At 58.4% G+C, this 17720-nt stretch carries 11 protein-coding genes and 1 pseudogene; 5 read left to right on the top strand and 7 right to left on the bottom strand.

The features are described 5' to 3' along the window. The first annotated feature begins 181 nt into the window (after positions 1-181). From ACWUI2_RS03805 to ACWUI2_RS03795, 3 genes are all read left to right on the top strand, one after another. On the top strand, positions 182-2371 hold the full coding sequence (locus ACWUI2_RS03805; RefSeq protein WP_486981535.1) for an InlB B-repeat-containing protein: 2190 nt from the start codon (positions 182-184) through the stop codon (positions 2369-2371). 428 nt (positions 2372-2799) lie between these two features. Beyond that, positions 2800-6249: an Ig-like domain-containing protein gene (locus ACWUI2_RS03800; RefSeq protein ID WP_486981534.1), complete on the top strand. Its 3450-nt coding sequence runs from the start codon at positions 2800-2802 to the stop codon at positions 6247-6249. A 27-nt stretch (positions 6250-6276) separates the two neighbouring features. Next, entirely contained in the window at positions 6277-7779 is a 1503-nt protein-coding gene (locus ACWUI2_RS03795; RefSeq protein WP_486981533.1) for a bactofilin family protein, read from the top strand. A gap of 63 nt (positions 7780-7842) precedes the next feature. Here ACWUI2_RS03795 and ACWUI2_RS03790 read toward each other — a convergent pair whose 3' ends face one another. The 3 genes from ACWUI2_RS03790 to ACWUI2_RS03780 are packed head-to-tail and all read right to left on the bottom strand — an operon-like array spanning position 7843 to position 10142. Then, entirely contained in the window at positions 7843-8661 is an 819-nt protein-coding gene (locus tag ACWUI2_RS03790) for an ABC transporter permease (protein ID WP_486981532.1), read from the bottom strand. Continuing rightward, positions 8658-9614, bottom strand: coding sequence for an ABC transporter ATP-binding protein (locus ACWUI2_RS03785; RefSeq protein WP_486981531.1), 957 nt, complete (start codon positions 9612-9614; stop codon positions 8658-8660). Before ACWUI2_RS03785 ends, ACWUI2_RS03790 begins: the two co-directional genes overlap by 4 nt. A gap of 6 nt (positions 9615-9620) precedes the next feature. Then, positions 9621-10142 carry a GNAT family N-acetyltransferase gene (locus tag ACWUI2_RS03780; RefSeq protein ID WP_486981530.1) on the bottom strand — a complete coding sequence of 174 codons (522 nt, stop codon included), beginning with the start codon at positions 10140-10142 and terminating at the stop codon, positions 9621-9623. Between the two features lie 458 nt (positions 10143-10600). On the opposite strand from ACWUI2_RS03780, the gene ACWUI2_RS03775 reads away from it, so the two are divergent. Next, a complete protein-coding gene (locus ACWUI2_RS03775) occupies positions 10601-13321 on the top strand; it encodes a leucine-rich repeat domain-containing protein (protein ID WP_486981529.1) in 2721 nt (906 codons plus the stop codon). 662 nt (positions 13322-13983) lie between these two features. On the opposite strand, the gene ACWUI2_RS03770 is transcribed toward ACWUI2_RS03775, so the two are convergent. The 3 genes and pseudogenes from ACWUI2_RS03770 to ACWUI2_RS03760 form a co-directional block, all read right to left on the bottom strand. Next, positions 13984-15186, bottom strand: coding sequence for a LuxR C-terminal-related transcriptional regulator (locus ACWUI2_RS03770; RefSeq protein ID WP_486981528.1), 1203 nt, complete (start codon positions 15184-15186; stop codon positions 13984-13986). Between the two features lie 70 nt (positions 15187-15256). Then, the gene (locus ACWUI2_RS03765) at positions 15257-15601 is read right to left on the bottom strand and encodes a DUF3140 domain-containing protein (protein ID WP_486985037.1); all 345 of its coding nucleotides are present in this window, start codon (positions 15599-15601) and stop codon (positions 15257-15259) included. Positions 15602-15619: 18 nt separating this feature from the next. Next, positions 15620-15805, bottom strand: a pseudogene (locus ACWUI2_RS03760) (hypervirulence associated TUDOR domain-containing protein); the annotation flags it as partial. Between the two features lie 221 nt (positions 15806-16026). Between ACWUI2_RS03760 and ACWUI2_RS03755 the strand changes: the two are divergent. Continuing rightward, the gene (locus ACWUI2_RS03755) at positions 16027-16575 is read left to right on the top strand and encodes an OsmC family protein (RefSeq protein ID WP_486981527.1); all 549 of its coding nucleotides are present in this window, start codon (positions 16027-16029) and stop codon (positions 16573-16575) included. Here ACWUI2_RS03755 and ACWUI2_RS03750 read toward each other — a convergent pair. Continuing rightward, positions 16521-17513 carry a hypothetical protein gene (locus ACWUI2_RS03750; RefSeq protein ID WP_486981526.1) on the bottom strand — a complete coding sequence of 331 codons (993 nt, stop codon included), beginning with the start codon at positions 17511-17513 and terminating at the stop codon, positions 16521-16523. The two genes, ACWUI2_RS03755 and ACWUI2_RS03750, sit on opposite strands and share 55 nt — an antisense overlap. Between the last annotated feature and the right edge of the window lie 207 nt (positions 17514-17720).

Genomic DNA, 17720 nt, shown 5'->3' with positions numbered 1-17720 from the left:
TTATGAACCCGACACCCTACCTCGTCGTTTTAACAACCTGTGGATGCCTGCCCGGAGTTGACGGTGATTTCTAAAGCTGTTCTCATCCGCTATGCTTTTCCGAGCACTCCAGCAAAGCGCAGTGTTTTCCTGCGCATTTTTCATGTGTGCCACGTCTCCCTCGCAGGGTGAAATAACCGTCTTGAGTGTAAGCAAAGGAGCCCACGGCCATGTGATTCAGATTCCGGGAGGAGAGCGGTTCGCGCCGGGAGACCAGGTTTATCTGGATGCCATTCCGGACCCGGGCTTTTACCTTCGTGGCTGGGGTTCGGCGCTGGCGAATCTCGGGGCTGCGAGTCCGATTCTGTTGACCATGGATGACAGCATCCACGCGCACGTGACATTCGCGCAGGACGTGGATGGAGCCTTCGTCGGCGCGCCGGAACTCTCTTTTCGTCAATTCATACCTGGCCCCGTGCCCCAGCCTCTTTGGCATCCTCAGACGTCCGACGTTCATTCGGGCGAAACGGCCCTGCAAGTCGGACCGCTTGAACGGTCTTCCTGGGACGTCGACACCCGGGTTATCCTGGAGACGAATTTCGAGGGCCAGGGGCACATTTCATTTTATGCGAAGGTCTTCGGCGACGCGGCTCGACTTACGTTTAAGCACAACGGCTCGACCCGCGAGACCTTCGGTCAGTCACATGAGTGGCAGCGGGTGGATTTAACCCTTACGCGTGATGGACCGCACAATCTTCAATGGGAGGCTTTCAAATTCCGCCCTGATTCAATGCCAGCGGTGATCGTGCTCGACTCTGTTCATTTCACGCCGAGAGCCACTCGGCGTCTCACCATCAACCAGACGGTTGGCGGCACTGTGAAGGTGGAGCCTGATCTTTCGGAATACCTCTTGGGGACCGGGGTGGAGATAACCGCAGTTCCGAATCAAGGCTACGTTTTTTGGAAGTGGGAAGGCATCGGCAGAGAGATTCCCCTTCGGTTGACGATGGATCGGGACCGGTCTGTCAGGGCGATTTTTCAACCAGCGACCGACGGAGGGGGCGTCGTCGGAGAAGATTTCGAATGGGTCTCGATCCGAAACGCCTTCTTCGGGCAGTTGGTTGGCTGGTGGCCGCAAAATGAAGTCGTCCATAGCGGTCAACTCGCTTTCGGTATCCCCTCCGTCGCCAATCCCGCCAATTGGTTGGGAACGGCAATCCAAGGGCCCGGCGTCGTCTCCTTTTGGTGGAAGGGGGATCCTGCTTTTCCTCCATACCACCTGTATTTGTCCGTGAATGACAATACAGTCCGAAGGGGGCCCGAAAACGTGGGGTGGGAACAGCGCTGGGTTTCGCTGGGAGAGGGGTGGAACAGGTTGGCGTGGTGGCGAAACAATGCGAGTATCTCCCTCGGACCGGCTTACATGGATACGCTCTCCTTCACGCCGGGAAACTACGTAGCTCTCGACGTGGTGAGCCGGGGTCCGGGAAGGATTTCGTGGACGCCTGAACGAAATATCTTCGCTCCCGGGGAACAGGTGACATTGAAAGCTATTCCCGAACCGGGGTCTGCCTTCATCGGTTGGCGCGGGGACCGGGAAGGTCTAGAGAATCCGATTACTGTTGAAATGACCGCGGACGTCGCGGTGGAGGCACATTTCTTTAGGATGTTGAGGGGTGATGAGGTGGGACTGCCCGACAGCGTCTGGTTGACCGGCGGTGAGAGCGAATGGAGGTTGGGACGCTCACAGAATGGATCCTATTTTACGAACGGACCTTTGCGGGGACACAGTTCATCGAGACTCAAAACCCGTATCTGGGGACCGGGCACTTTACGGTTTTCCTACCGGGTGAGTGAGACGGCCCGGCAAAGGGATTATTTCACCTATCGGTTGAATGATGCCCGAATTGAAGAAGGAGCATCCCCAATCCCGGAAAGGCCCCGGACCATCGAAATCCCAGACGGAGAACACGTCCTCTCCTTCGCTTTCTCCAATACAAACCCGTTAGGCAGCTTCGGTTCGCATGCCTTTATTTATGATTTCAGCTACACGGGAAGCGATTCCTTCGGCCTGGTACGCGACCCATCAAACTACCAGCGGGACTCTGCTGTATTCGGCGCTTTCGACGACCGGAATTTCGATCACGCAACCACCAGAGGATGGATCGCACATCAAGAACACGGATGGATGTTTTTCGGCAGCGGTCGACTTACGCACGGTGCGTGGACATGGCACCCTATTCAACAGGATTGGCTCTGGACCAGTTTGAAGATCTATCCCTTTTTCTTTTCCAACACCCGTGGCTGGACCTACTATCAAGTCGGGGGAACGCCGAAGAAGCGCTGGTTATACTTTTACGACACCGGGAAATGGGAAGAGGTTCGTTTGTAGTAACGGTTCTTTGTCCGAGGCGTGAAATTTGCATTATCCAACCGAAATTCTCCGACCTCATCAGCGAGGACGATTGCCGTCGCAGCCGCCTGGATCCGCCTCTCCCTGAGGACAGAACCGCTGGTGGGACGACATAACCGAAGCAGGATCATCGAAAGCGATCGAGGTGACAAACCTCCTGTTACTGCCGGCGTAGCCTGAGCCTGGCCGATCTCTTCCGTCCCATCGCTAACCGGGGCAACTGAATAGGACCGCATACTCCTTTCCCGGACCTGAAAGGGGCCTGTAAGTTCTCCCGGGTCGCGTCTCTCGTTCGCTTCAAATTTTCCGTTGACTCGCAGGGCATTGGGGTTTGGGGTGCAATGCCCCTCCTCCTTTTGTTTGCAAGCAGAATCGCCAAACCCCGTTCACCGCGTGGGAGCCATATTATGAAGACATCACCTAAGCCGTCCACGCGCGAAGAGAAATTGCGTTCAACTCTCCCACATTCAGGCCTGATTGTTTCGGCCGTTGCCTTGGGTTTGGGTTTTGCTCTGGTCACATCTCTTCACGGTCAGGTCGTGGTCGATAGCGGGATCTATACCGTGACCGAGGAAAGCGATGTCGCCGGTGGGCTGATCCTGGAGGATCTGGAGGAGGGCACGGTGGTGTTCGATCTGCCTGGCGGCGAGGTGGAGTTGGATCAATTGATTGATTCGGTAACAACGGAAGGAGTCCTGGAACGAGTCGACCATTTCATCAAGCGCAATCAGGGAAGCCTGCACTTGAGCAATCCCGACAACTTCCTGTTTACCCTGACCATCGAGGAGGGCGAGGTCGATCTCAACGGAGAAGCCCACGGCATCGACGTGTGGGGCGGAGCGATCTTGCGCGGGGATTTCCAAATGCCAATGCCGGCGCAAGACAGCTCTTTCAATCAAGCTCAATCGCTCCTGGTTCTTCGCCAGGGAGCGGAACTGCATCTCAGCGAGCAAGGTGAAAGCCCGCGCACGCTCACCGGCAGCTTTTTCCAATTCAGCGTGCCGCACGGGGTAAATATTACCCATCCCAACTCGCGGAATGACGCCTTTTGGGATACTTACGATTTCACCGGCCAGTCCCCTCTCGATCTGCCTTTGAGCACGATCCACTTTCGCCTCGGGCAACCCGGCGTGGTAGGTGAAGGGGTGAACGATCTCCTGCGGCTCGATTTCGAGGATCTCAATAATTTTCCCATTCTGCGCTCCCACTTCTTCGGCTACCTGAGTATCGAGGCTCTGCCGGGTTTCGGTGCCGGGGAATACATTCTCTACGATTTTGTCCGTTTACCAGGCCTCTCTCGTCTATCGTATGCGTCCCCCCGGACATTCCAAATCACTTACCTGCAAGACGTGCCGGTCGGATTCAGCTACCGCCTCGACGCGGTGGAGCTCGAATTCCTCGACTTGCGTCTGGAGGTCAAAGAGGCGTTCGCGGTCACCGACTATGCCGAGATCGCCGCGGCTGAGAATCTTGGTCCGGCGGAAAATGACGTCAGCCTCAAAGGCGGCACGCTGCGTTTCACCGAAAGCATGAATCTGCCGGAGAAGAGCCTCTTCCTCCATCGCACGGAAGGTAACATTATCGAGGTTGACGAGGGGGTGACCGTCAACTTTGGCGGCGACGTCCTCGGCAAAAGCAGTCTGCGTATTCAGGGCGGCGGTACACTGCATTTTTCCGGCCACGGTCAGTTTTCCGAATATGAAATAGACGGAGCGACCTTGAGCGTGAGCGAACGGAACTTCCTGACCCAACGCCTGTTTCTCGACAATGGCGGGCGAATCCGGTTTCACTATCGTTTCGATACTTCCATGTCGGATAATTCCTTCATCTACCTGGGGGAAGGTGGTGGCCGCATCGATCCGATCTCCCACAGACTCCGCTTGACCGATTCCCGCCTGCAAGGGCCCGGGAAACTTATCAAGGGAGGTAGCAATCGTCTCGTCATCGACGAAATCGACAATTCCTTCGACCGCCCTCTCGAAATCAACAGCGGGGTGCTGGAGCTGCGTTTCACCGGGGACAACCCCGTGTTGAGTTCCCCGCTGAGCGGAAGCCCGGACGGGGAATTGCGTATCTCACACACCGGCGACGGACCGTTGACGCTTCTCGCTGAAGAAAATTCTTTTCCTGGAAGGATACGGTTGATCGAGGGGGACCTGCAAATCGGAAACGAGGAGAGTCCCGCCAACCTGGGACCGACGACCTATGTTCCCGGAGGCGGCACCTTGATAATCTACATTGACGGCGACACGCCTCTTGAGGGAACGATCCTGAACGCGACGGAAACCGATGTCGGCGCGGCGACCATTCGGGGCAACGGCACCTTGTTTTTGACCGGCGGCACGGCTTTGTCGCAAACCACGCTCGAAGCGGGGACGAAACTGCAAATCGATGCGAGTTCCGCTATGAATCTCGTCAATCTCAGGACCGGGTCGGCGATGAAGATGAAAGGTGATTTTTCCCAGCACGGTTTCGCACACATCTATCCCGAAGGCGGGAGTGAGTTTAAAATCGGCCCCGGAATCCAGACAACCCGTCTCTATCAATTTAGGGGCGACCTCGGTTTCGGGGACCGGTTCCGTTTTCAACTCGGTCGCCCGGGGATAGTCGGGCAAGGTGAAAATGATCTCGTAATCGTCGATTACATCGGCGGTTTCAGAGGCGAAGTGGACATCGAGGCGATGCCGGGATTCGGCCCGGGTCGATACACGCTTATTCAGGCCGGCGGGGGCGCCGCCGGTGGGGTTATCATGGCTCGTGTCGGAGATGGAATCGGTAACGTTCCCGAAGAATACAACTATTCCTACGAGATCGTTAACAGCCACGAGATGGATCAGGGGCTCATCGCCGTTTACCTCGACGTCACCGCCAACCCCGAATCCTATACCGAGTGGATGGAGACGCGCTTTTTCGAGGCCGGGGCGGTCGAGGCGCCGGGAACTGACACGTCAGGCAACGGCATCAACAACGCTCTTTCCTATTTCTTCGGACTCGACCCCAATTCTGAAGCGTTGCCCGAATTGATGCGGTTTAAGGGAATGGAGGAAGCTGGCGAGGAAAACCACGCGGTGATCCGTTTCCGCGCAAACCACCACCTTGATGAAGGTGAAGCCACTTGGATGCTGCAATCAAGCGACTCCCTGGACGAAGGCTTCTGGACCACGCATGAGGATGTGGCACTGCGTTGGATCGGTCTCACCGACGATGGCGAAGCGACGGTTTGGGAAGCGTTGGTTCCGCTGGACCCGGAAACCGAGCTCACGTTCTTCCGCCTCGTTGTAGAGCTCGAGGCTGATTCTTTCGAGCCGATCAGCGAAAGCCTCCAAATCATCGCCGAGCCGCAAAGAACGGTCACCGTTGAACGGCTCCCCGGTCAATCGGCGCGATTGCCTTTCGCCGACCTGCTCGGAGCGAGCCAGGACCCGCTCGGCAACCCGTTGGCGGTCGGGCAAGTGGCGGCAAGAAGCGCAGCCGGCGGCGACGTTTTCTACCAGGAGCCATGGGTATTCTACCTGCCGCCGGCCGGGTTTGACGAAGACGACACCTTTACGTTTCGAGTGGAAGACGGACAGGGCGGTTCGGCCTTGGGGACGGTTGTTGTCGTCGTGCGGGACCATGCGGACGATCAAACGTTGAATCTCCTCGGCATCGAATCCGTGCCGGACACGGCGGGGCATATTCGCCTCCGGTTTGTGGGAGTGCCCGGACGAACCTACCAAATCCAGGCTACCAGTGACCTGAACGGAGAATGGGAACCTCTGGGCAGCCTTGAGGCAGGAACGTCGGGAGTTTACGAATACATTGACGAAGACGCGGGCGACTACACTGAGCGCTTTTACCGGGCGGTGAGGCAATAGCAGGAATCAGTAAGAAGGGATCAAAAAATGAACGAGAACTTTCAGGTAGCTATTCAAACAGGGGAACGGACATTGCTGCGGGTCGCACTCGTCCGTTTTGCCATCGCCGGACTGTGCGCCGTCCTCCTGCCCGTCGGCGGCCAGGCGGAGAGCCAGTCGTCCCTGGTGGTGTCGCGCGAGTTTACCATCAACCAAAACGTCCCGGAAGGAGGCGAGCTGCTGAACACCCAGGCCGTCGATTTCGGCAACGCGACCTTATCGGCCGTGCGCGTCGGATTGACGCTGTCCGGACAAGGCGGGCCGATGGCAAACGGCGATTGGTATGCGGGCCTTGGATACGATCAAGGCGGCTACGCGGTTTTGCTCAACCGGGTTGGAAAGACGAATGAGTGGCCGTTCGGATACATGGACAACGGCTTCGACGTCACGTTTGAGGATGGCGCTGCCGACATTCACTCTTACCGGAATTTGACCGGAGAGCTTAACCAGAACCCGCTCACGGGCGTATTGGCGCCCAGCGGCCGGGAAACACTTCCCGAGAACGTGGTCGACACCGATCCGCGCACGGCAAAGCTCAATTCCTTCGACGGCAGATCGGCGGCCGGGGAATGGCAGCTTCTGCTTTCACATGAAGCGACACAAGGTGCCGGAAAACTCGAAAGTTGGAGTGTCACCGTTGACCTGACCCCGCTGGAGGGCGAAGGATTGAAGTTCTCGAACGGGGATCGGATTCGCGCCCGAGGCGCGACCACGAACCTGCCCTCCGGCCTTTCACTCCACGGTGAAGTCGTCGTTGAGGGCGCCGGGGACATCGCATTGGTGGGGGCACTTCGAGGAAGCGGAACTCTGAAGCACGAAGGAACGGGGAACTTAATTCTAAGTGAAGGAGGCGATTTCGAAGGGCTCGTTTCGGTGACCGCCGGAAGACTCCAAGTAGTGAATACAACGGGAAGCGCCACGGGTTCAGCCTCGTTGAGTGTCACCAATGACGGGGTCCTGGCGGGCGGTGGCCGGGTGGGATCGGTCGTGATTTCTGACGGCGGCACGTTGGCGCCCGGCTCGAGTCCCGGAGCCCTCACGGCGGAGTCGGCTGAATGGGGGTCGAACGGAAACTACGAGGTGGAAATCAATTTCGCCGACGGTGGGGCCGGCCAGGATCCAGGCTGGGATTTGTTCGTGGTCGAGCACACCCTGTCGATCACGGCAACCGAGGAGAACCCCTTCACAATCCACTTGATCTCTCTCGACCCGGACAATGCGATCGGTCCGTTAAGCGGGTTCGACCCGTACGGAACCTACCAGTGGTTGCTCGCAACGGGGGAGACGATTCTGGGTTTCTCAACGGGCTCGGTACTTTTGGACACGAGCCAATTTGAAGCGAATAATCCGATCCCGGAGGGTTGGTCTTTCGAGCTCAGTACGAACGGGAGCGATCTTAATCTCAGCTACATCCCCGAACCGCGAACTTACGTGCTGGTATTCGGTCTGGCGGTTTTGGTGTCGGTGGCCCTCCGCCGGACGAGACGGTGAAAACCGCCCCCACTGGGAGGGATGGCAGCCTGCCGTCCGTGGTTGGCCTTTCAGACGGTTACATCAAGCATCGCCGAAAACCCGTTTGCGCAACAAGCGCATGTCGAGCGGCATGAGCGCCATGACAATGATCGAGCCGAGGAGAGGGGCGACGGGCAGATGCCAGGTGGGCCGCCCCTCCAGCAGCAGCCAGCGAAAACCTTCAGCCAGGTGATACAGCGGGTTCAATTGCATCATCCCGGCCAACCACCAAACGTCCGGCAACGGGAAATAGGTGGCGCTGACGAATCCGATCGGCAGGATGACCAAGAAGAACGGCAAATTCATGTGGTCGACGGTCGGAATCGTGGCGGTGAAGAAGAGTCCGACGGCCGAAAATGCCAGAGCCGTTAAAAAAACCACCGGAAACGCCAACACGATCCAGGACCAGTCCAACGCAACCGCTCCCGCCAGATCGAAACCAAGCAGCACCAGGCAGACGATCAACGAATAGGCGGTCGCCAGGGTCGCCGACCAAAGGACTTCTCCCCAGACGACATGCTCCAGCCGAATTTGCGTGGTCAACTGTCCTTCCCACGCTTTTTGAAAATGCATCCGCATAAAGGCGGAATAGAGCGACTGAAAAAACGAGGTCATGAATGCCGTGTAAGCAAGAATTCCCGGCGCCAGGTAGGAGAGGTAGTCGAGCGATCGTCCGCTCCAGGGCAAGGCCCCGATCTGGCTCCCAAGTCCTATGCCGAAGGCCAGCAACATGATCAGGGGTTCGCAGACCGGTGGCACGGTTGCGGTTTGCCAATTCAGCAAATGAACCCGCAAGTGACGTCCCATCACTGCCCGGCTTTGCCAGTGAAACGCAGCCCGGAAGAAATCCAGAAAACTCATACAGGTTCCTCCTCGCTCAGGTTGAGGAATAAGTCGTCGAGCGTCGGCGACCGCACTTCGTAGCGGAGTTCGGGGAAGGCGGCGACGAAGGCGGCTAATCCCGCCGCGTCGAGCGCGATGTGCCAGTCCGCGAACACCGTCGAGGGACGGATTCCTTTTTCCCGGAACCAATCTTCGATCCGGCTGGCCTCCTCCGCCGCCGGCGACATCATCACCACGTGTTCACCGACCAGGTCGCCGAGCAACTCGCGCGTTGTCCCCGCAGCACGGACTTTCCCGGCCCGCAGCAGGATCAATCGGTCGGAGAGACGCTCCGCTTCGTCCATGTAGTGGGTGGTCAACACCACCGCCATGCCCGCCGAACGAAGGTCCGCCACCAGTTTCCAAACGCCGATTCTCGCCTCCGGATCAAGCCCGGTGGTCGGTTCATCGAGGAAAACGACCCGGGGATTATGCACGACGGCACGCGCGATCATGAGACGCCTTTTGTAGCCGCCGGAGAGTGTGTCGGGTTTGCGGCTGGCATAGTCGGTGAGTCCGAACTGATCGAGCAGTTCATCAATCCGAGAGGATGTGTTGGGAATATGGGGACGGTAATAGCGGGCGGTTTGCTCCAGGTTTCCCCGCACCGTGAAATCGACGTCGCAGGAATCCTCCTGGGTGCAAACACCGAGCGCGCGACGGGCCGCGTCCCCGTCGGTGATTAAGTCATGCCCTGCGATCCGGATGCTTCCGGCGTCGGGCTTGAGGAACCCGTAACACATGCGCAGCGATGTCGTTTTCCCGGCCCCGTTCGGACCGAGCAATCCGAGCACCTCGCCGGCCCGACAGGAGAGGTCGACCCCATCGACCACTCGTTTGCCGCCGAGGTCTTTCATCAAGCCGCGGACTTCCAGCAGCGGTTCCGCAGCAGCCTCGCCGCTCGACTTTGAATTGGACGTAATCTGGGCCATACGTTTTCAGCGACGGTCGCCGGAGTCGTCGGGCAGAGGTGCTGTCCATTCGTCGCGAAGAAGTCGATACACGAAACAATCGTCGTCGCCGAATCGGCGACGCTCGACGAAACGAAAGCCGAGGCGTTCGTAGAAGCGGTGCGCCCGGGTGTTCGTTGCCATTGGGTCGATGAGGATCGCCTCGACGGCTTCGTCTTCGAAACAACGTGAGAAAACCATTCGCATGATCTCGGTCCCGTAGCCTTTTCCCAAATCTTCTTTGTCGCCCAACCAGATGTCGACCGCGCGGAATCCGGGACCGATCTCTCCCCAGTAGCAAGTCTCCTCCAGTGCCGGATCGATAATCTGGACAAAGCCAATCGGTCGCCCGTCGAGTTCGGCGATTAATTGTTCGCGCCATTCCCGGGCTTCTCCGAGTTCGTCCTCCCAATCCCATTCTCCGGCTCCCGACGCGATCACATGAGGTTGCTTTCCCCAATGCCGAAGGAGTGAAAGGTCGTCGAGGGTCGCATGCCGGAAATTGATCATGACGGGAAATGAAGTTAAAAACTGCGTCAAGTGAAACCCGTCGCCGAGCGAGCGCAAGGGTTGATTGCAGGCGAAGACGCATAGATGATAGCAGATAGACGACTCAGGGCGCGATCAAGACACATGGTGAACTGTCCGTCCACTGGGAGGGATGGCATCCTGCCGTCCGCCGTCGGCGTCGGGCTGGAGGAAGGTCGGCTGGGAAGCCAACCCTCCGATTTGGCCCTGCAATCTGCTAGTCAGTGTTTTTCGCCCGGGTCAGAGCGGCCGGTGGCGTCGGTCTGCTCGATGTGGACATTTTACCTTGCCGCGTCCGGCGCGGTCCGGCATGATGGGGGGACCACGATCGCCGATGAAAGCCGGGAGCTTTCGTTTTCGGAGTCACCCCTTCGGGTTCGTCACACCGATTCTTTCGTCGTCGGTCGCGGAAGTTTTTCCATGTTACAGCGTGAATAGTTATGAATAGAGTCTCGTTTTTCGTCTTGCTGGTTTTGGTTTTCGGAATCGGTTTCCGCGGTGATTTGCGGAGTGCTTCGGCGGTGCCGAGCGCTGAATCCGGTTCGGCTGCGACGATGGCCGCGTTCGAGGAGTGGATCGTCAAGAGCGGAGTCGAACCGGGGCACCGCGGACCGGAAGACGATCCGGCCGGGGACAACATTCCCAATCTGATCAAGTTCATCTTCGGTCTCGATCCGCTGACCCCGAGTCAGGATCTGCTGCCCCGGCCGACGACGATCATACACGAGGGGAGGGAGTATCTTTATTTCGAAGCCGAGACGTTCCCCGAAGCCGGCGATTTCGAACGGGTCGTCGAGGTTTCGACCGATCTGGTGGAGTGGGATTCGGGGCCCGGCCACACGGTCGTCCTGCGCGACTTCCCTGAGGTGATCATGGTGCGTGATGCGGTGGCGACGGATGATGCCGGGGCCCGCTTCATGAGGTTCCGGGTGTTTTACCCGGTGATCGAAACCATCGTCTTCACCAATCCACTCCTCAATGAAACCGTCCGCCGACTTCTCGCCGAGGAGGATCCCGATTTTCGGGACGATCCGGACAAGCCGATCACCCGGGCCCATGTTGACGGCATCACCGAGCTTTACCTCAATGGGGGCCCGGACGCCGATTTGAAGGAGATCGAGTATCTGCGGAATCTCGAAGTTCTTCATGTCGCCCACCTCAGCAACCTGTCCGACATTTCCCCGCTTGCCGCGCTCTCCGGTTTGAAGGAATTGCACATTTCCGGCGCCGCCATCAGCGACCTCTCTCCCCTTGCTGGTTTGAGCGATTTGACGGATCTCGACTTGTCCGGGAACGCTCCGTTGACCAACATCACGGCCTTGGCGGGACTCCCGCTGGTTCACCTCGATCTCAGCGGAACCGGGGTTACGGATCTTTCCCAACTGGGAAGTCTCCCCTCGCTGGAATCCCTTCGCGTCAACAATACCCCGCTTACCAGCTTCGCCGGAGTCGAGAGTTTTCCCGGTTTGAAGGAACTGCTGGCCCGGGACGCCTCAATTTCCGACGTATCCGCTTTGGACGGACATCCCTCGCTCTCGTTGCTCCATTTGCACAACAACCCACTTTCCGACATCGCCGCCTTCGGCCATTTGCCGGAGTTGCGCACCCTCGTATTACGAGGGACTCAAGTGAGCCTCGTTCATCCCCTGCGGGACATCCACATGCCGAAGCTCTGGAGTTTGGACCTGCGGGATACCCAGGTCGAATTTTTCTATCACCTGGAGAATTCGGCCGCCGAGCGGTTCTGGCTCTCCGGCACCCCGGCGAATTGGTGTGAGTACGACGCTTGGTACGTCGTTGATCAGTTGCTGGAATCGGGGGCGATCGTCGAGACCGGCACTTGCGACGGACCGTATTTCCTGCACGGCACGATCACGGTCAAGGACGGTTCCGAAGCGCCGTCGGAATGGTCTTTGATCGATGTGGCCTTCGAGAGCTCGGAAGGCTCGTGGGAGGTGACCACGATCCTGGATGAACTGTGGGACCAGCAAGTGGAGGGCGAGGTAACGGTGACGCCAATTCTTGGAGTAGGGTGGGCCTTCGAACCGGAAAGTATCACGATGACTCGTCCGGGCCCGGTGAATTTTGAGGTCTATCGCATCCATGAAGTCCAAGGGACTTTGGTCGACGACGAAGGCAACCCGCTGCAAGGCCAAGTGTATTTGGCGAATTACTACAACCCGAATCAAAATTTTCCGGTCGAGACCGATGCGAACGGATTTTTCCGGCACGTTTTCCCCGATCAGGCGTTTCTTCACGCTCTGCCGGTCGTCCCTGGCTGGGAGTTTGACATGCGGACCGTCGCCACGCCCCATGACTTCGGGGAATGGGCCGGTGTTCCGGAGCCGCAGGTCGAAGGGCGGATCGCGTTCGTGCACGAGAATACCATTTACACGATCGACGCGGATGGCGGGACTCCGCAGGCGGTTACCTCGGTTCATTTTTCTAACCAAAGTTGGATCAGCGGCCAGGCGCGTCCCTCTTGGTCTCCGGATGGCACGCGGATCCTTTACATGGACGGAGAGTTCCAAGAGAAAGAAATCTGGCGGGTCGACGTTTCCGGTGCGAACAAGACCCGCGTGGTTGGGGCCAGTCACTTTTCCGGGAGCAATCAGGTGAATTTCTATGCCGGATCGTGGGCGGCCAATGGCAGCATCGCCTATGCCGCCCGCCGGAAGGACGGCGCTAATCCCGCCATCGCTCCGATGTTGGTGTATCGCACCACGGTTGGAGGGGGACAAGGAAGCACAATCACCGATGGCGGTTTCATGCTCGACCCGGCTTGGTCGCCCGATGGCACCCGGTTGGCCGTCTCCGGGGATCCGTCGTGGGAACAATTCAGCGACGGCGTCAACTTCGGGATCTACACGATGAACGCCACCGGCGGAAACCCGAGCTCCCGTCTCGGCTCCGGGCGCCGGCCCGCTTGGTCGCCTGATGGCAACTATCTTGCCTTTGACCACAACGGCCAGATCCGCGTCCGAGACCTGGCGAGTGGAGATACTTACACGCTGACCGCGGGAACCCATGCGACCTGGTCTCCGGATGGGCAGTGGATCGCGTTTGAAAACGACGGCAACATCTACCGGATCGAGAGCGCCGAAGGAAGCAGCTCGCCGGTGTTGATCACCGCAGGCCGGGAGCCCTCGTGGGCTCCGTGACGGTCGGTAGGGCGGTAGCATCCCGGCTTTCGCCGGATGAAGGAACGGCGCGCTTCAGCCGCCGACGTTGGACGGGCGGGGTTTGGGGACGATCGGCGGTCTTCGGCTAAAGCACGAAACTCCGGTAGCATCCCGGCTTTCGCCGGATGAAGGAGCGGCGCGCTTCAGCCGCCGACGTTGGACGGGCGGGGTTTGGGGACGATCGGCGGTCTTCGGCTAAAGCACGAAACTCCGGTAGCATCCCGGCTTTCGCCGAATGAAGGAGCGGCGCGCTTTAGCGTCGCTTTAGCCGCCGACGTTCAACGGGCGGAGTTTGGGAACGATCCCCGTGCCCGGCGGTCTTCGGCTAAAGCACGAAGCTCCGGCTTGGAGTAGCATCCCGGCTTTCGCCGGATGGAGGAGCGGCGTGTTTCAGTCGTTGACGTTCGACGGGCGGAGTTTTTGGACGATCCTCGTGCCCGGCGGTCTTCGGCTAAAGCACAAAGCTCCGGCTTGGAGTAGCATCCCGGCTTTCGCCGGATGAAGGAGCGGCGCGATTCAGCCGCCGATGTTCGACGGGCGAGTTGCGGACGATCCCCGTGCCCGGTGGTCATCGGCTAAAGCACGAAGCTCCGGCGTAAGTTGCATCCCGGCTTTCGCCGGATGGAGGAACGGATCGGGGATCAGGTATCGGTGGCTAAGTGGCGGGCGAGAGCGAGGAGCTTAGGGCGGGCTTTCACTCCGAGTTTGGTGTAGATCGCGCTGATCTGGTTTTTGACCGTGCCAATCGATTTACTCAGTTGATCCGCGATTTCCTGGTTGCTCAATCCTTGCAGGATGTGGTCCAGCAATTCCCTTTCCCCGGCGGTTAACAATCTTCGGGTCCGATCCAGCAGGAGACGGGTCGCCGGTTCGGGGGATGGTTCTGGAAGCGAGAAAGTCACTTCAAACAGAGGAAATCGCCGGGAGCCGCGGACAGGTGGAATTACCCGGATCCAAGCCGAGAGGCCGTTGGCCGTCGGGTGCGGGTGTTCAATCGGGCCATCCGCGGAGACCGGTTGGTATGCCAGGAGCCGCCGGAAGTGAGTCTCTTTCCACCGGCGGATGATCGCACGGAGATCGGCGGGAAGTTCCAGTAAGGAGGATTTGGCCACGGGTCGTCCGGCTGTGGGACCCGAACTCCACTTTTGCAGGGCCTCCCGTCCGGCACGAGTAAAGAGAACCGGGGTGAGATTCCAGTCGATCAAGATGGCGGCGTGGGGGAGGTTTTCGCACCAGTTCCGCGCCGCCGCGTGGCGACTGGACTCTTCAAAGTGTGCGGCGCAACGGAGTAGAGCCGTTTCCAAATGCGGATAAAGCTCTTCCAGCCAAGTTCGGTCCGCCTGGGAAAAATCACCTTGAGCCCGGGTGCGGGCGAGGAGTAATCCGCCCAGGTGATTCTGTTTCCGATAGACGCAGAGGTTGATGAAATACCACCAACCATGCGGCTTCAGGTATTTGCGAAAGTGGGAGGTCGAGATATGTTCCTTTTCGGTGCCCCCGTAATCCTGCCAATGGACGATCCTTCTGCCCGGGTTGCTCCGCAGGTATCCAAGAAGTGGGGATGTCACGATCATGTTCCGGCAAATCTCCGTCGGCAGGGATTCGTAGAGCCGTCCTGTGCTGTGCAAGATTTGAGGCACCGTTTCATGGGCAATTTCGGCGAAGAGCGCGAGATTGGAAATCGGCAAATGGGCTGTGACGACTTTCTCCAGTTCCCGCCAGAGACGGTCGTAGGAGGAGCTTTTGTGAAGAGGAAGAAAGGGGCGATCCGACGAAGCTGCGGTCATCGTCGTGACTAAAACCTTCCTGAGTTGACCGAGGCAAGCCAAAATATGCGCAGGCATGGTTGATGCGCAGGGCCATTTCACCTGGCGGACAACCCTCCCCCCGGTGGGGTGTCCTGTTTGGAGCGGTTTATTTCAGCGGATCGTGGCCCCAGTTCATCAGGGAGTGACGCCAAGGGGTGTCGGACAAATTCCCTTCGGGTTGTTGGGCGAGATGACGGCGGATGTAACCAATCACCTTTCGCATGTGGCTGTAATCGTCGTCGGAGAGTTCGCTTCTTTTGGTCCGGAGCAAGGACAGAATCCGGCGACCGGATGCGTGTCCGACCGACTCCGCGTCTTCCCGTTTTTTGTATCCGACTGATCGTGACGTATCGGACTCCAGCCATCGCTTCAATTCAGCGGGTGGCATATTGACCAGACGATGAAACGTCTCGCGGATCACCTTTTTGTCGCCGGTGTCGTCCGCTGAAATGTTCTCCAGGGCTTCTGGTTTATGCGCGGCCGTTTGCCCGCTCTTCTCGCTTTCCACCAGGTATTGCGGTTTGGCCTTCGACGCGTCTGCCTGATGTCCCTTGATTTTGGTCGGCGAAGTGAGCCTCCGAACGATCTTTCCCTTTGTTTTGCCTTGCGAGGTCTTCCACTGCACCCGATCGCCGCGTTGTAGATTGTTTCCCATTTGCTTCCTCCCGGTTGTATCCGTTGGTTCGATTGACTTCAACACTCCGTCCATCCGTTAGCGTGTCAAACCGCAGGACCATTCATACGGGTGGTCCGTGGGGTCTCGTTACCGGTTTGCCCCCCACCGAAAATCAGGGGGGCGAACATTCGGGTCCATTTGAGTCCCGGCGAATTCGGGAGGATCGTGTTGTGAGGGAAATTCCACAGAGGAGGTGCGAAATGATTTCAAAATATCATATCAATGGAGTCGATACGGAAAAGCTGAATGAGATGGTCGGCGCTGTTCGGGAAAATCCAGATTTGGCGCAAGGCGAGTTTCGAGCGCACAATCACTGGATCGACGGTGGGCACAATCGTTCGGAAATCAGCGGGTATCATGCGGCCGGGCAGGAGAGTGGCCGCGCCGTGCCGTTTGAGGTAACCGCGGACGAACCGCCGGTCTTACTGGGACGCGACCAAGGTCCGAATCCGGTGGAGCATCTATTGGTGGCTTTGTCGGCGTGCATGACGACTTCGATCATTTATCATGCGGCGGCCCGGGGGATCAAAATTGAAGAACTTGAATCGGACTTTTCCGGTGATCTCGACCTGCAAGGCTTCCTTGGTTTGAGAGAGGATGTGCGGCCGGGGTATCAGAAAATCCGGGCGAAGTTCCGGGTCCGGACCGATGTTCCGGCCGAGGAAATCGCGGGATTCGTTAAGTTCTCGCCGGTTTACGACGTGGTCTCCAAGTCGTTGCCGGTCGAAGTGGGAGTGGAAACGATGTAGGCTTGATTTTCGTTCCCTGCATGTTGAGAAGGAGGTGAGCCCGGGTAATGGCCCTTGTGGGCGAAGTGCCGGGTCATGGCCGCGTCGATGCCATGGGCCAGGCCGAGAATGATCGCGTTCGAAATCCAGAAGTTGGAATCGACGGCAAAAATCTCGCCCGTTTCCGGATCGATCGTACCCGCAGCGAGCCAGGGCGCGATGATGAGCGCGAACCAGAGGAAGGCGCCGCCGGCCATTTCCAGAAAGGCGAAGCGGCGGTGTCCGAGGTAGAAGTCGCCGAGTCCGGGAAAGGCGAGGGATAGCAAGGTGGCTTTGGTCGGCGATTTGAAAGTCGCTTCACAGGAAGGGCAGGTGTTGGGATGCCCGGGGACGACCGTAAAGCAGAACGGGCAGAGGTGTTCGGGGGCTCGCACCCGTTCGCCCGGTGCCAAGGGAATCGGTTTCACCACGTCTTTGAGGAAACGATGGAGGAATTTTCGTTCGGCCCGCGGCACCTTGAGAAATTTGAGTTTTTTGCCGTTGCGCAACCGGATCTGGCAAATGCCGTTCCAGGTTGACCGGATGGCGGCGATTTCCTCATAACGGATTTGCGACACCAACTTCCGCGGACGTTTGCGGGAATTGATGTGAAGCAGCAACAAACGTTCGGTGGTGAAGACGATGGCGCGATTGTTCAGGTAGTAGGCGGCCCAACCGACGAAGCATTGTTCCACGAAGGTCGAGGTGGTCCCGGTGGTGGCGAAGAACACCCGTTCATCGGGACGCAAAACCGGGCGCAGCCGTTCGTCCCATTTCTTCAGCAATCCAAAGCAGCGTTTGGCGCGGCGGCGGGCGAAGAATCCTTCGCCGGAGAACAAGGTGAGGAAATCGTAATGGGGAGACGAGACGTCGTCGGCCAGGAGTTCGTTAAAGTGGCGGGCGGAAGCGAGGTCGGGCATATGCGGGTAGGTTATTGGTTTTCCAGGAGAAGAGTGGTTTCGGAGCCGGATGGCAAGGCGAAATTGTCGCAATGGATCGAATACGTAAGACTAATTCATCTGGCCGATTTGTTTACCGTCGCCTATAGGCGATCCCACACCTTCCTCAACTTCGGACTGAAGGCGGGACACCAACAGGGTAGACGTCCCGGCGCGGGAGGGTTATCG

Source organism: Verruconatronum alginivorum (assembly GCF_056590205.1).
The sequence above is the reverse complement of the archived record's forward strand: the minus strand, read 5'-3'. Positions and strand labels throughout refer to the sequence as shown.

Excerpts from the sequence above, each read along its gene's own strand:
- ACWUI2_RS03800 (WP_486981534.1), top strand. The coding sequence starts at position 2,800 with ATGAAGACATCACCTAAGCCGTCCACGCGCGAAGAGAAATTGCGTTCA.
- ACWUI2_RS03795 (WP_486981533.1), top strand. The coding sequence starts at position 6,277 with ATGAACGAGAACTTTCAGGTAGCTATTCAAACAGGGGAACGGACATTG.
- ACWUI2_RS03790 (WP_486981532.1), bottom strand. The coding sequence starts at position 8,661 with ATGAGTTTTCTGGATTTCTTCCGGGCTGCGTTTCACTGGCAAAGCCGG.
- ACWUI2_RS03785 (WP_486981531.1), bottom strand. The coding sequence starts at position 9,614 with ATGGCCCAGATTACGTCCAATTCAAAGTCGAGCGGCGAGGCTGCTGCG.
- ACWUI2_RS03780 (WP_486981530.1), bottom strand. The coding sequence starts at position 10,142 with ATGATCAATTTCCGGCATGCGACCCTCGACGACCTTTCACTCCTTCGG.
- ACWUI2_RS03775 (WP_486981529.1), top strand. The coding sequence starts at position 10,601 with ATGAATAGAGTCTCGTTTTTCGTCTTGCTGGTTTTGGTTTTCGGAATC.
- ACWUI2_RS03770 (WP_486981528.1), bottom strand. The coding sequence starts at position 15,186 with ATGCCTGCGCATATTTTGGCTTGCCTCGGTCAACTCAGGAAGGTTTTA.
- ACWUI2_RS03755 (WP_486981527.1), top strand. The coding sequence starts at position 16,027 with ATGATTTCAAAATATCATATCAATGGAGTCGATACGGAAAAGCTGAAT.
- ACWUI2_RS03750 (WP_486981526.1), bottom strand. The coding sequence starts at position 17,513 with ATGCCCGACCTCGCTTCCGCCCGCCACTTTAACGAACTCCTGGCCGAC.